Raw genomic sequence first — 13,595 nt, 5'->3', positions numbered from 1 at the left:
ATGGCAAAGCACAAAGAAGCAACAAAGAGTTTTTTCAGAGAAGCATGGCAGATTGTTAACTCTTGGTTTGACATATTTGTATATTGGATGATATCATCACTCGTATTGTGGCAGGAGGGGAGTTTTCTAGGGGAATTTCCTTTCAGATCATTTTGTTAAAATTTTATATTAAAGGGGATATCTGTATTATTTTTTCGTATGTAGAAGAAGTGGATAGTGTTACTTTATTGTAATTGAAACGTGTGGGTTATTATAGCCTATATTGAACCATGAAGAATAACAATATCGATCTGTAAATTAAGAGTTTTTTATTTTTTATTTTGCATAGATACTTTTTGATTACCTCTTGTATTAAAATTTTACTGAGTGGTAACAATTAGCTATGTACTTTATTGAGAGATACATTTAAAGCTCATTTCAAGACTTGAATATCTCAGAGATTATAGGAATGTGTTGCATAAGATGAAAAAAAATCGTTGGAATGTTTTTGTTACCTGTTGTGTAGCGCCGTTAGTTGTTGTGGGATGTGCTTCAAGTCATTTAGATGCTGGAAAAATAAATAATAATAAGACAAAAGCGGTTACATATCCATTGACAGAGCGTCAATGTCTTATGCGAGCGATGTATTTTGAATCAAATCGCACAAGCCGTGAAGGAATGATTGCCGTTGGAACGGTTGTTATGAATCGTGTTAATTCAACCGCCTATCCTAAGACGATTTGTGGTGTTGTTGGTCAATATAGGCAATTTGCTCCTGGTGTTTTAACGCGTCCTATGACGGAGAAAGCATCTGTTGCTCGTGTAAGAGAGGCGGCTGATGCCGTTTTACGGGGTGAACGAGATAAGAAAGTTAAACACGCTAAGTTTTTTCATACCGCTGGTTTGTCTTTTCCGTATAAAAACATGCATTATGTTCAGGTTGCAGGGGGAAATGCTTTTTATGAAAAACGATCACGTGATGGAGAGCTTCAAGTTCCTACAAATAATCGCCCTTATGATGTTGCTTATGCTTTTGCTCAAGAACGTTCTGGTCATGCGCCAAGCTTTATAGATGAAGGCTTAGAGAGTAGGGGCGTAAAGGCAGAGAAAAGTACATCTCCTTCGACAGAAGTAGCACAGTCCAAGATGGCACATCCTGCGCCTTTTGCTATGGTACAGCTTGATAAAGTTCCTATCCCTGCCTATGCACCTCAACATCTAGCTAGGAAAGAGGAAAATAAAACGATTATGGTTTTACCTTCATCTGATCAGTTAAATGCAATTGTTGCAATGTTAGAAAAACGACACAGGAACTAGTAAGTTTTTCATGACCAAAGAAGGATGATATACCCATTGCGGTTTATGAATTAAGTGAATTTTAGCGATAATGATACGCATAAATATACGTAGAGAAAGCGAACTCAAAGGATCTGAAAAACAATTTATAATATGACGACATAAAGAACGCATTCTATTTAAAGAAGGGTATTGGTAATGTACTTTGATATTCATGAGACAATTTTGCCTGAAATGCTTAATCGTCTTGCAGAAATTACAGTGAAAGTGGGGTTGAATTTACAAGAGGGGCAGGATCTTGTTTTAACTGCTCCAGTTTCAGCGTTACCTTTTGTTCGGCGTATTGCATATCATGCTTATAAGGTTGGTGCTGGTGTCATTACACCAATTTTTAGTGATGATATGTTATCGCTTACACGGTTTGAAAATGCCCATACAGCTAGTTTTGATTGTGCCCCTTCTTGGCTTTATGAGGGAATGGCAAAGGCTTTTGAAAATGGGGCAGCGCGTTTAGCGATTGTTGGTGATAATCCTTTGCTCCTTTCCAATCAGGATTTTGATAAGGTTTCACGTTTAAATAAAGCCACTTCAATAGCTTACCAGCCGGCACTCAAGCAAATATCAAATTTTGCTATGAATTGGTCGATTGTTGCTTATCCAACAGCAGGATGGGCTGAGGCAATGTTTCCTTCTTTACCACTTAATGAGGCGATTAAAAAATTAGCCGATGCAATTTTTTCTGCTTCACGTGTTACAGGAGAAGATCCGGTGCAGGCGTGGACTGTTCATAATGCACATTTGAAGAAACGGTCATCTTGGCTTAATGAGCAGCGTTTTTCTGCCTTACACTTTACAGGGCCAGGGACTGATTTAACTGTTGGTTTGGCAGATGATCATGAATGGCATGGTGGTGCATCCGTTGCTCAAAATGGTGTTATTTGCAATCCGAATATTCCGACAGAAGAAGTTTTCACGACTCCTCATGCTCATAAGGTTGAAGGTTTCGTTCGCTCAACAAAGCCCCTTTCCTATCAAGGAACTCTGATTGATAATATTGAAGTACGTTTTGAAGCCGGGCGTATTGTTGAGGCTCGTGCATCAACAGGCCAAGAAGTTTTACAGCAGGTTTTGCAAAGTGATGAGGGTGCAAGCCGGTTGGGCGAAGTTGCCCTTGTGCCCCATTCTTCACCAATTTCTAAGAGTGACCTCCTTTTTTATAATACCTTATTTGATGAAAATGCTGCATGTCATATTGCTTTAGGGCAGTGTTATTCCAAATGCTTTTTAGATGGGGCATCATTGACGTCAGAAGAGATTGCAGCACGTGGTGGGAATAAAAGTGTCATTCATATTGACTGGATGATTGGTTCTGGTGAAATTGACATAGATGGCATTACCCAAGATGGTGTAAGAGTTCCTGTATTTCGTAAGGGTGAATGGGCTTAATTTTGTTACCATAAAACGCGGTCATTTGAGGTGGGGTGGGATGTAAGCTTTATTGATACGTTAAGTATTTTAGAGTGTGTGGTATATATTCAAGGCAGGGTTTGTCCATAAAGCCTTTAGTTAAATGATTCACATGAGTAGGAATCCAAGTAAAATCGACTCATCAAGAATTTGTTTAGTAGATGTAGAGGAAGTCTTCGTTTTTTGAGGGGGGAAGAAGTCAATTTATCAGTGATACGATTGGAAAGTGTATAATTATTAAAGAAGAGTAATGCCTGAGCTTCCTGAAGTAGAGACAGTTCGTCGTGGACTTGAGTCCGTTGTAACTGATGCAAAGATAGTATCTGTCAAACTTAATCGTAGAGATTTGCGCTTTCCTTTTCCTGAGGCTTTTTCTGAGCGCCTTATTGGCAGAACAATTATAGAACTTGGTCGGCGTGCGAAATATTTATTATTTCATCTTTCTCAGGATGAAACGATTTTAAGCCATTTAGGAATGTCTGGTTCATGGCGTATAGAGAATGATTTTTTAAGAAAAGCTTGTTCAGCGTCAAGTAAATTAGTTAAACATGATCATTTTGTCATGGATATTCAGACAAAGAATGGTGACGTTTATCGTCTTATTTATAATGATGTGCGTCGCTTTGGGTTTATGCTTTTAGTCGATACGGATAAGCTTTATGAACATCCACTTTTAAATAAGCTAGGTCTTGAACCTATAAGTAATTCGTTTTCTGGTCGTTATTTACAAAAGGCTTTTGTTAATAAAAAAATGTCTCTCAAGGGTGTTTTACTTGATCAGTCTATTGTTGCAGGTCTTGGGAATATTTATGTTTGTGAAGCACTTTGGCGGAGTCGTTTGTCTCCACAACGTGGTGCATTTACATTAGCATCAAAAACGGCACGTGCACGTGAATTTGCAGATTCTTTAGCACAAAATATACGCAATGTGATTTCTGAAGCCATTTTGTCTGGTGGCTCTTCTTTACGTGATTATATGCATATAGATGGTTCGCTTGGTTATTTTCAGCATGCTTTTTCAGTTTATGGACGAGAAGGCAAGCAATGTTTGGAATGTGGAGCGCCTATTATGCGCATTTTACAGGCTGGACGTTCAAGTTTTTACTGCTCACAATGTCAAAAATGAATAAGGTGTCTTGCAAAATCTTACAAGAGGCTTAAAGTCATCGCATCTATAATATAATTACACAAGGCTTGAAAGGTTTTTTTTATGCTGAATAAAGTACTAACACATCTTGATGGAAATATAGAGAAGAGCCTTGAACGCCTTTTTTCTCTTTTACGTTTTCAATCGATTTCTACAGACTCGGCTTACAAGGATGCATGTCGTAAAGCAGCTGATTGGTTAGTGGAGGATTTAAAAAGCATCGGTTTTGAGGCTTCACGCCGTGATACGCCGGGGCATCCAATGGTTGTTGGGCATCATCCTGGACCTTCAGATGATTGTTTGCATGTGCTGTTTTACGGACATTATGATGTTCAACCTGTTGATCCATTGAGTTTATGGGAGGATGATCCATTTACACCTTCTTTAAAAGAGAGAGATGGAGAGAAAGTTATTTGTGCTCGTGGAGCTTCAGATGACAAAGGTCAGTTGATGACTTTTATTGAAGCATGTCGTGCATTTAAGAAAGAAACAGGGCAGCTTCCTATTAAAGTTACTGTTTTATTTGAGGGAGAAGAAGAATGTGCTTCTCCTTCCCTTATTCCTTTTTTAAAAGCAAATACAGATGAACTTAAGGCAGATTATGCATTGGTTTGTGACACGTCAATGTGGGATGCGGATACACCATCTATTGCTCTTTCTCTTCGGGGAATTATGGCAGAAGAGATTATTATCACAGCAGCGAATCGTGATTTACATTCTGGTTATTTTGGAGGAGTAGCAGCTAATCCCATTCGTATTTTAACGAAAATCTTAGCAGGACTTCACGATGAAAATAATAGGGCAACACTTCCTGGTTTTTATGATGGCGTAGAAGAAACACCTCCACAGATTTTACAATCATGGAATGCACTTAATTGTACTGCTGAAAATTTTCTTGGTCCTATAGGACTTTCCGTTCCAGCTGGTGAAAAAGGGCGGAGCATTTTAGAGCTTGTATGGGCACGTCCTACCATGGAAATTAATGGTATTAGTGGCGGCTATGAAGGGGAGGGGATGAAAACAGTTATTGCTTCTCAAGCGAGTGCAAAAGTATCGTGTCGTTTGGTGCATAAGCAAGATCCAGAGAAAATACGCCAAGCGTTGCGTGATTATGTACGTAGCTCAATTCCTGCTGATTGTAAGGTTGAATTTAAGAATCACGGTTCTTCTCCGGCACTTCAGATTTCTGATGATTCATCTTTTATCAAGGAGGCGAAGGATGCCTTATCACAAGAGTGGGAAGTGCCCGCTGTCTTAACAGCCATGGGGGGCTCGATCCCAATTGTAGCAGATTTTCGGTCAATTCTTGGTATGGAAACTCTTTTGGTTGGTTTTGGATTGGCTGATGACCGTATTCATTCTCCTAATGAAAAGTATAATTTAAAATCGTTTCATAAGGGGCAGCGGTCTTGGGCGCGTATTCTTGCAGCTTTAGCAAATAGGAGGGTAAATGGCTGAGATTCGTGTTCATCAAGGTGATTTACCAAACTTAGATAATTATCAAACTGATGCTGTTGCGATTGATACCGAAACTTTAGGATTACAACCCCATCGTGATCGTTTATGCGTTGTTCAGCTTTCTTCTGGAGATGGTACTGCTGATATTATACAGATTGCTAAAGGACAAAAGAATGCACCTAATTTGGTCAAGCTTCTTAAAGATAAAGCAGTCGTAAAAATATTCCATTTTGGGCGTTTTGATCTTGCTATTTTAGCACATACATTTGGTGTTATGCCAGAGGCTATTTTTTGTACAAAGATTGCTTCGAAACTCACGCGTACTTACACGGATCGTCATGGCTTGAAAGAAATTTGTAATGAATTGCTGAATGTGAATATTTCTAAACAGCAACAATCTTCGGATTGGGCGGCAGAAACGTTATCACAGGCGCAAATTGAATATGCTGCGTCGGATGTGTTATATTTGCATCGTTTAAAGGTTATATTTGAAGAACGTTTAAGACGTGAAGAGCGAGAAAATGTTGCCAAGGCATGCTTTCAATTTTTGCCTATGAGAGCTAGGCTTGATCTTTTAGGATGGGCGGAAGTTGATATTTTTGCGCATAGCTAACTTTAAAATTGGCTTTTTAATGGAGTTAATTATTGATGTGAGAGGACAAAATGCTTGTACATTATGGACATTTTATCCTCTCATCTTTTCTGATAAGAATTATAATAAATTCTTAAGTGCTATTTCATTTGAAGTTTAGGTAATAAAAGTACTTTTGCGAATTCATATTTTTTATTTTTGTAACAGCTTTTATTTGAAACAAAGCAATTTTGAGGAGAGGCTGAAAACATACGGTAGGTTGGAAGACTTAAATCTCTGCAACCAGTATACAGCCTAATTGGGGGAGAATATGAATGTGTAAATGTAAAAAACAAATCTCATCTTTACCATCATTTTTAATTCGGCTTTACGACTCTCACAAGTATTTAAAGCAATGTCTGTTAAATAATAGAGATTACGCATTGCCTCATGTTTTTAATGGATTTACGTTCTTCGTGTAAAACAGAACGCCCTAAACGGAATATATTTGTGTTGCTAATTCATGTGCTTTTTTAAAGAAACCGGCACCCAAATCCATTTTACAGCGGCGCTTATGAATGGTATAACGATAAAGCCCCCAAAAATATGATATAAAATTCATTGAGCACTCCCATTTTACGCTTACGGAGTAACAAGCTGCTACCATCACACCACTTTCCAACTCCCAATGTTGTGTAGCCCTTGGCACGGTTCATAAGAGACATTTTAGTCTTTTTAGTGTTTTTTATCCACACAGCTCTTCCAACTTATAACGTGCAAACAAATGGTTTTAATTGATTCAACATGAAAAAGATTTTGAATGAGAGAATCTTATGATGTTTAGGGTTCTCAGTCAATATGAATAATGCTAAATTATCATTATAAATCAGTATATTATATGAAGTTCGTATAGTTTATTATTTTCAGACGATACTTCGTGCCTTTATTTATTACTCAATAAGTAATTTCTATGTTGGCAGAGCAGGGCAATTTGCTTTTATTTTAAAAGCAAAATGCTCCAAAGCTTTATTTTTAAGGATTTTCACTTTTTATCTATAAACACATTATTTTTCTCTGGAAATTTGCAATGAAGGCACTAGATAAAATCCATTATGAATATTTGATGAGGTTAAATTTATGAATATAAAATATTTTATTACAGCTTTTGCTACTTTTGCTTCAATCTCTATGGCTCAAGGTGCAAGTTTTTTAGCGTCTCAAAATCTTATACAGAGAGCATCTTCGACTGTTCCTCCAATAGGTTTTTTTTCTGCTGAACAGCTTTGCAAGTTATTATCTGAAGTTTTTCAGATAGAACTTTCTTGCACAAATAACAGCGAATGCATAACAGCAGCTAAGTTAGTACCTGTGTTACATTCTGGTAAAAAAAGAGATCATTATCCTAAAAGAAGACCAGGGAAAAAAGGACGGACAAACCTATTTGCACGAGGTCCAATGAGTTTTTAAAAAGTGAAAAAACAACATCAAAAAGTATAATATATGCTTTGAAGTTGAAAAAGAGGGATATTTTTTCTGTCAAATTCATGATTTTTAAAGCAAGGGGTGGTTTGAAAACTTTAAGAAAGATTTCTCATTTTTTCAGCTTTAAGGAGATTTCTATATAAGTTTTAATGTTTATCATACCGGTTGTCTGTCTTTAGGTATTTTTTTCAATTTCGTCTTGTAAAGGAGTATGAAATGATAGCCTACAAATAAGGCTGAAGCTCTGAAAAAGACTTTACTATAAGGTTGAGAGAAGAAAAAAATGGTAAGTATGTCAAAAAGGAATAAATGCCTAAATTAAAAACAAAGAGCAAGCGTGATGAAATTGCATGTAATCTTGTTGCAGTTCATGGGGTAGTGAAGATCTTGTTCTGTCGGGTACAAGCATTCTTTACAATGATGAAAAAACAATCAAAGAGCTATTCACATTTGGTTATGCGAAGGATGAAGCTAAAAACGTTGTTTGTATGAATTTAAATGGAACAGTTAGATTTAGCTGCTCTCAATATTGTAACGGTCTTCACTATTACAATATTGAGAGTATTAATAGGAAGCATTTTAGCTTTTAAATAGTTTTATTTATTCACACACTTGCTCGTTTGTGAGGTGCAGAGGGATGGTTTTGGTTTCTTTAATATAAAAAAGCTTAAGATAAGAGCATCGTCAATATTGCAGACGAATTAATATAAAAGATATTTTTTTCATTATAAATCAATATATTATATTTTCATTCCAATAGCACACGCTTTACACGGAGGGTACTGTGGCGCAGTTTTTTTTCAAAATTATAAAAGGAGAGAAAACGTGAGGAAAAGAGATCATTTGTGCATGGGCATAGTTTAATTCTCATTTATTACAGATCAAGCAATTAAGGGTACTTTGATTGGCTTTTTGTTTTTTTTATAAGTGTATCATTTTTGCTACAGATATCTGAAGATGGGGCTCTATATGAAATGGTGTGTTCAAATAAATATTCAGCTATGGAGAGAAAATATGAATATGAAATGGTTAATAACAGCTTCTGCTTTCGCTTTTGTTTCAGCTTCAGCAGCTCAAGCAGCAGATGTTATTGTTCCCCCCAGTCCAACACCTGTTGCTCCCGTTATTGTTGCTCCAACTTTTTCTTGGACAGGTTTTTATGTTGGGGGGCAGATTGGTGGTTTTTCGGGTAAGACGAAAATGGATATTCTCAGTAACGGAAAAAAGATTCCAGCACCTGATGACCTTTTGCCTAAACTATCTGGTTTCATGGGTGGTCTTTACGCAGGTTCCAACGTTGATCTCGGCAATGGCCTTATTTTAGGTGTTGATACAGATATCATGTGGTCTAATAAAGATGACACGAAGACAGGAAAAACATATGTCATTGCCCCAGAACACATCAATTATATTAACAAGGTATTAAAAGACGCTGCAATTAATATTGGTAAAGATGCGCTTGTACCTGGTGCTAAACGAACCCACAGTTTCACTTTTAAAGAAAAGTGGGCTGGTGCGACACGTGTACGTATTGGTTTTGCAGCTGAACGCATTATGCCTTATGTTGCTGGTGGTATCGCTTATACACAGCTTCAAGATAGTGCGTTGATTTCAATAACAGATAAAGATTCAGACAAAGTAATCGCTTCTGGTACTCTGTCTGATGAAACAAAGACCCTTGTTGGTTACACCCTTGGTGCTGGTGTTGATTTAGCAATGACCAATAATATTATTGTACGTGCGGAATATCGTTACTCAGATTTTGGGAAAAAGAAATTCTCAAATGATAAATATGAGACTTCTTACAAAACCAATGATTTCCGTGTTGGTGTTGCTTACAAATTTTAACAGATGATAAGTTAAATAACAGAGGCTCTGTCTTTGACAGAGCCTCTGTTATTTTCTGTTGCCATATTATCACACAAGACATAATTTATTGTGGATGTGAAAAGATATTATTCAGATTTTCTTCAAAAAAATTCATAAGCAATAAAAATAATTACATTTAAAATCAATAATTTATTTGTATGTTATATCTTTAGGTTTCTCGTACAAAATCAAGCTATGAAGCGATTTTGTCTGGGATGTGCCCTCCATTTTCTGTGACTGTATCATTTTTACTACAGCTTTTCTTTCTGTAATCTTGTAGCACTGTGCTCATAAATAAATTAGGAGCAAAGTTTATGAATATAAAATCTTTAGTAACAACTTCTGTTATCGCTATAGCAGCAGCTTCTGCAGCGCAAGCTGCTGATGTTATCATCCCTCGTGAAACAGCCCCAGCAGTCATCGCAGCAGCCCCTTCATTTTCTTGGACAGGCTTTTATATCGGTGGTCAAGTTGGTAACTTTTCAGGTAAAGTTGATGAATATGATTCAGAAACAAAAAAGAAAATTACAGATAAAGACTGGACACCTAAACCTTCCGGTTTCATGGGGGGTATTTATGTAGGTTCCAACGTAGATCTTGGAAATGGCCTCATTCTAGGTGTTGAAACTGATGCCGTCTGGGCTGACCGCGAAGATTCAAAAGCGCATTCAGCAGTCATTGGAGCAATTGGCCTTGATGCTTTCAAAGATGAGCTTATAGCAGCGAAAGCTACACCTGCTACAGGAAAAACTATTACTGGTATCGCGGCGACTGACAAACGTGTAGATAGCACCTCTATAAAAGAAAAATGGTCTGGTGCAACACGCGTTCGTGTTGGTTTTGCAGCCGTTGATCGCATTATGCCTTATGTTGCTGGTGGTATTGCTTATACGCAGCTCCAGATAGTCGATTCTCTTAAGGCGGAAGGAGCTGATGGTGCCGAAATCGCTTCTGCTAAAGTGTTTGATGAAACGAAAACGATGGTTGGTTTCACTGTAGGTGGTGGTATTGACTTTGCAATGACAGACAATGTTCTGTTGCGTGCAGAATACCGTTACTCAGACTTTGGTAAAAAAGCATTTGTAAAGGACGGGGATAAAATAGCTTACAAAACCAATGATTTCCGTGTAGGTGTTGCATACAAATTCTAATTTCGTCAACAACGAAATAAACTTCCAAGAGGCTCTGTCAAAGACAGGGCCTCTATTTTTTTCTATTGTTATATTATTACACACTCCATATTTATTGGCGGTGTAAAAGATATTATTCAGATTTCCTTAAAAAGATTTTTATAAACGACAGGCAATAATTACGCGGTAAAATCAATGAATTATACGTATTCATAACTTACAATTTCTTGTGAAACGTGAAGTTATGAAATGACTTTATATTGCGTCAGCTTTCGTTTCCTATGATTGTATCATTTTACTACAGTGTTTTTTTGTAGTCGTATAATACTGTGCTCGTAAATAAATGAGGAGCAAAGTTTACGAATATAAAATCTTCAGTAACAACTTTTGTTATCGCTATGACTACAGCTTCTGCGGCACAAGCTGCTGATATTGTCATTCCTCGTAAAAAAGCTCCAACAGTTATCATAGCTCTTTCGTTTTCTTAGACAGGTTTTTATCTTGGTGGTCAAGTTGGCAACTTTTCAAGTCAAAGTTTATGTATTTGATTTAGAGACAAAAGAAAAAAACTTCAGATAAAGATGCACTACCTAAGCCTTCAGGTTTCATAGGTGGTATTTATTTTAGGTTCCAACGTAGATCTTAGAAATGTCCTAGGTGTTGAAACCGATGCAGTCTGGGCAGACTGAGGAGAGACGAAGACGGTCTCAAAGATTCTTGCGATTGATGAATTTGATGATTTTAATGATGAATTTAAAGATGCTGGTGTCACATTGGATGAAAATGAAAAGTTTCAAAAGGGTGACACAGCAGTGTATTGCATTGGTTTCAAAGAAAATGGTCTGGTGCAACACGGGTTCGTGTTGGTTTTTCTGTCGCTGACAGCATTATGCCTTATGTGGCTGGTGGTATTGCTTATGCGCAAATACAAGGTGTTGGTAAAGTTTCAGGAACAAAAAAGTTGGGAAAATGGGTAAGCCAAGTAAAGAGTTTCTGCTACAGTATTTGATAAAACAAAAACGATGGAGGGTTTTATCCTTGGTGGTGGTATAGATTTCGCGATGACAGATCATATTCTGCTTCGTGCGGAATACTGTTACTTAGACTTTGCTAAGAAGGAATTTAAAAAGTATTACCTTAAACTAGGCTACACAACCAATGACTTTCACGTAGGTATCGCTTACAAGTTCTAATTTCATCAAAAGTGCAATTATGAATAAAAAGTATTAATAAAAAATTAAATTTCCAAAAGATATTGACTTTTACAAAAGCGCTGTTTTCTGGGCTTTTATTTGTACGACTGTGACATTTTTACTACAGCTTTTCTATCTATAATCTTGTAAGGTCATTTTATAGTTAATTTAGGAGCAAAATTATGAATACAAAATCTTTAATAGCAACTTCTATTGCCGCTTTAATTTCAGCTTCTGCAGCACAAGCTGCTGACGTGGTGATCCCTCGTGAAACAGCCCCAGCAGTTATCGCAGCAGCCCCTTCGTTTTCTTGGACAGGCTTTTATCTTGGTGGTCAAGTTGGTAACTTTTCGAGTAAAACTAAAGTAACTATTCCAGGAGAAGATAAAGAACTTGTCAAAAAAGATAACACACCTAGTCCTTCTGGTTTCATGGGTGGGATTTATGCCGGATCTAACGTAGACCTTGGAAATGGTCTCATTCTCGGTGTTGAAACCGATGCAGTTTGGGCAGACCGTGAAGAATCAAAAACAGCCCGTGAATTGACTCTTACTGAAAAAAATGCAGCAGATTTTAATGCTGCCCTTGAAAAAGCTAAGGTTGAATTAAAAGGTCAGCAACAGTTTGAAATAGGTGACAAGGTAACGGAAAAGCACAGTTACAAAGAAAAATGGTCTGGTGCTACACGCGTTCGTATCGGTTTTGCTGCTGTTGACCGTATTATGCCTTATGTTGCTGGTGGTATTGCCTATGCGCAGGTACAGGGCATTCAATCAGTTACAGGAAAAGGAGAGAGAGTTAAAGGTGAACAGAAAGCTGATGTGGTTGAAAACCCATCAATTAAGCAAAATGTAGATTTGACTGGTGGTACTTGGGCTGATGACACGAAGACAATGGTTGGTTTCACTATTGGAGGCGGTGTTGACTTTGCAATGACCGACAACGTTCTTTTACGTGCAGAATACCGTTACTCCGATTTTGGTAAAAAGAAATTCGCCAACGATACACGTGAATTCAACTACAAAACCAATGACTTCCGTGTAGGTGTCGCTTACAAATTCTAATTTCGTAAAAATGAAATTATCAGCACAAAAAATACTAAGGCCTCGTTTAACGGGGCCTTTATTTTATTATCTCTATTTTATTCCTCTTAATCTCTTCATTTTTAATGGGATCATACTCCTCATGCAAAACAGAACGCCCTAAACGGAATACACTTGTTGTTGTGTATTCACACATTTTTTTTAAATAAATATTTTTCAAAGTACATCAAGCCCACTTATGCCTCTGGAAAAGATTTGAATATCTTAGGCTCTGATGTTCAAACAAAGGATAAACTTCTCTTGCAAGCTGAGAGGAATGTTTCGATTGATGCCACACGCAACAGTTTGGACAATCAGAATGGGAGTGAAACATCTCATGTTGCCTTAAACAATGGCTCTCATCTAAGTTCTGGAAAAGAGACCACTGTTATCTCGGGTGGCGATATCCATATTGCTGCTTCCGATATAGATGCCGAGGGTAATGTTGCTCTTGGCGCCCAAGGGAGATAGCGATAGGGGTGAGAAACGCTGAGATGGAATATCATCTTCGCACCAAAAATACGAAAGAGGATATGCAAGCCTCTCATGCCGTTGGCTCTTCGATAAAATCGGGAGGTGACACCACTGTCATTGCAGGGCAGGATGGCAAATCGCATGATCTTAGCATCACAGGTAGTTCCATTGCGGCTGATGGCAAGGTGGGGCTGAAAGCCAGCAACGATGTCCTGATCAATAATGCAGAGGATAGCTTACAGTATGAGATGTCGTACCATAAAGACGGTGGGGTGTTTAGTAGCAGTAAATCTGAGCATAACAAGATGGATGTGCGCCAAGTTGTGGGGTCAAGCATAACAGGGGGTGAAGGCATTGCCATTGATTCCGGAAACAACACGGAAGTTGTAGCCTCGACGCTCGTAGCCGGTAAGGCAGAGGAAACGTCAGGAGAGAAAGCACCAGGAG

General features: G+C 37.8%; 11 protein-coding genes and 2 pseudogenes. 11 read left to right on the top strand and 2 right to left on the bottom strand.

The window, feature by feature from the left end:
* Positions 1 to 462: 462 nt before the first annotated feature.
* The 5 genes from ACFIMM_RS08355 (at position 463) to ACFIMM_RS08335 (ending at position 5,960) form a co-directional block, all read left to right on the top strand.
* Entirely contained in the window at positions 463 to 1,296 is an 834-nt protein-coding gene (locus tag ACFIMM_RS08355) for a cell wall hydrolase (protein ID WP_375613326.1), read from the top strand.
* 177 nt (positions 1,297 to 1,473) lie between these two features.
* Entirely contained in the window at positions 1,474 to 2,721 is a 1,248-nt protein-coding gene (locus ACFIMM_RS08350; RefSeq protein ID WP_375682824.1) for an aminopeptidase, read from the top strand.
* Between the two features lie 271 nt (positions 2,722 to 2,992).
* Positions 2,993 to 3,868, top strand: coding sequence for a bifunctional DNA-formamidopyrimidine glycosylase/DNA-(apurinic or apyrimidinic site) lyase (mutM, locus tag ACFIMM_RS08345; RefSeq protein WP_375613328.1), 876 nt, complete (start codon positions 2,993 to 2,995; stop codon positions 3,866 to 3,868).
* A gap of 84 nt (positions 3,869 to 3,952) precedes the next feature.
* The gene (locus ACFIMM_RS08340; RefSeq protein ID WP_375613329.1) at positions 3,953 to 5,347 is read left to right on the top strand and encodes a M20/M25/M40 family metallo-hydrolase; all 1,395 of its coding nucleotides are present in this window, start codon (positions 3,953 to 3,955) and stop codon (positions 5,345 to 5,347) included.
* Complete coding sequence (locus ACFIMM_RS08335) at positions 5,340 to 5,960, top strand: ribonuclease D (RefSeq protein ID WP_273790559.1); 621 nt, start codon at positions 5,340 to 5,342, stop codon at positions 5,958 to 5,960. The genes ACFIMM_RS08340 and ACFIMM_RS08335 overlap by 8 nt, the downstream gene beginning before the upstream one ends.
* 451 nt (positions 5,961 to 6,411) lie before the next feature.
* On the opposite strand, the gene ACFIMM_RS08330 is transcribed toward ACFIMM_RS08335, so the two are convergent.
* Complete coding sequence (locus ACFIMM_RS08330; protein ID WP_375682825.1) at positions 6,412 to 6,540, bottom strand: hypothetical protein; 129 nt, start codon at positions 6,538 to 6,540, stop codon at positions 6,412 to 6,414.
* A 515-nt stretch (positions 6,541 to 7,055) separates the two neighbouring features.
* Between ACFIMM_RS08330 and ACFIMM_RS08325 the strand changes: the two genes are divergently transcribed.
* From ACFIMM_RS08325 to ACFIMM_RS08315, 3 genes are all read left to right on the top strand, one after another.
* Positions 7,056 to 7,385 (top strand): hypothetical protein, encoded by a 330-nt coding sequence (locus ACFIMM_RS08325; protein ID WP_375682826.1) that lies wholly within the window; start codon positions 7,056 to 7,058, stop codon positions 7,383 to 7,385.
* A gap of 1,029 nt (positions 7,386 to 8,414) precedes the next feature.
* The gene (locus ACFIMM_RS08320; protein WP_375613331.1) at positions 8,415 to 9,248 is read left to right on the top strand and encodes an outer membrane protein; all 834 of its coding nucleotides are present in this window, start codon (positions 8,415 to 8,417) and stop codon (positions 9,246 to 9,248) included.
* A 335-nt stretch (positions 9,249 to 9,583) separates the two neighbouring features.
* Positions 9,584 to 10,420 (top strand): porin, encoded by an 837-nt coding sequence (locus ACFIMM_RS08315; RefSeq protein ID WP_375613332.1) that lies wholly within the window; start codon positions 9,584 to 9,586, stop codon positions 10,418 to 10,420.
* Between the two features lie 277 nt (positions 10,421 to 10,697).
* Here ACFIMM_RS08315 and ACFIMM_RS08310 read toward each other — a convergent pair whose 3' ends face one another.
* Entirely contained in the window at positions 10,698 to 10,868 is a 171-nt protein-coding gene (locus ACFIMM_RS08310; protein ID WP_273790651.1) for a hypothetical protein, read from the bottom strand.
* On the opposite strand from ACFIMM_RS08310, the pseudogene ACFIMM_RS08305 reads away from it, so the two are divergent.
* From ACFIMM_RS08305 to ACFIMM_RS08295, 3 genes and pseudogenes are all read left to right on the top strand, one after another.
* A pseudogene (locus tag ACFIMM_RS08305) lies at positions 10,798 to 11,592 on the top strand (outer membrane protein). The gene ACFIMM_RS08310 and the pseudogene ACFIMM_RS08305 sit on opposite strands and share 71 nt — an antisense overlap.
* A gap of 182 nt (positions 11,593 to 11,774) precedes the next feature.
* Entirely contained in the window at positions 11,775 to 12,656 is an 882-nt protein-coding gene (locus ACFIMM_RS08300) for an outer membrane protein (protein ID WP_375682827.1), read from the top strand.
* A 213-nt stretch (positions 12,657 to 12,869) separates the two neighbouring features.
* A pseudogene (locus tag ACFIMM_RS08295) lies at positions 12,870 to 13,595 on the top strand (hemagglutinin repeat-containing protein); the annotation flags it as partial.

The organism is Bartonella sp. AP258QHHD (assembly GCF_042196145.1).
GTDB lineage: Bacteria > Pseudomonadota > Alphaproteobacteria > Rhizobiales > Rhizobiaceae > Bartonella.
The sequence above is the reverse complement of the archived record's forward strand: the minus strand, read 5'-3'. Positions and strand labels throughout refer to the sequence as shown.

Excerpts from the sequence above, each read along its gene's own strand:
- ACFIMM_RS08340 (WP_375613329.1), top strand. The coding sequence starts at position 3,953 with ATGCTGAATAAAGTACTAACACATCTTGATGGAAATATAGAGAAGAGC.
- ACFIMM_RS08310 (WP_273790651.1), bottom strand. The coding sequence starts at position 10,868 with ATGATAACTGTTGGAGCTTTTTTACGAGGAATGACAATATCAGCAGCT.
- ACFIMM_RS08330 (WP_375682825.1), bottom strand. The coding sequence starts at position 6,540 with ATGAATTTTATATCATATTTTTGGGGGCTTTATCGTTATACCATTCAT.
- ACFIMM_RS08335 (WP_273790559.1), top strand. The coding sequence starts at position 5,340 with ATGGCTGAGATTCGTGTTCATCAAGGTGATTTACCAAACTTAGATAAT.
- ACFIMM_RS08315 (WP_375613332.1), top strand. The coding sequence starts at position 9,584 with ATGAATATAAAATCTTTAGTAACAACTTCTGTTATCGCTATAGCAGCA.
- ACFIMM_RS08320 (WP_375613331.1), top strand. The coding sequence starts at position 8,415 with ATGAATATGAAATGGTTAATAACAGCTTCTGCTTTCGCTTTTGTTTCA.
- ACFIMM_RS08325 (WP_375682826.1), top strand. The coding sequence starts at position 7,056 with ATGAATATAAAATATTTTATTACAGCTTTTGCTACTTTTGCTTCAATC.
- ACFIMM_RS08300 (WP_375682827.1), top strand. The coding sequence starts at position 11,775 with ATGAATACAAAATCTTTAATAGCAACTTCTATTGCCGCTTTAATTTCA.
- mutM (WP_375613328.1), top strand. The coding sequence starts at position 2,993 with ATGCCTGAGCTTCCTGAAGTAGAGACAGTTCGTCGTGGACTTGAGTCC.
- ACFIMM_RS08355 (WP_375613326.1), top strand. The coding sequence starts at position 463 with ATGAAAAAAAATCGTTGGAATGTTTTTGTTACCTGTTGTGTAGCGCCG.
- ACFIMM_RS08350 (WP_375682824.1), top strand. The coding sequence starts at position 1,474 with ATGTACTTTGATATTCATGAGACAATTTTGCCTGAAATGCTTAATCGT.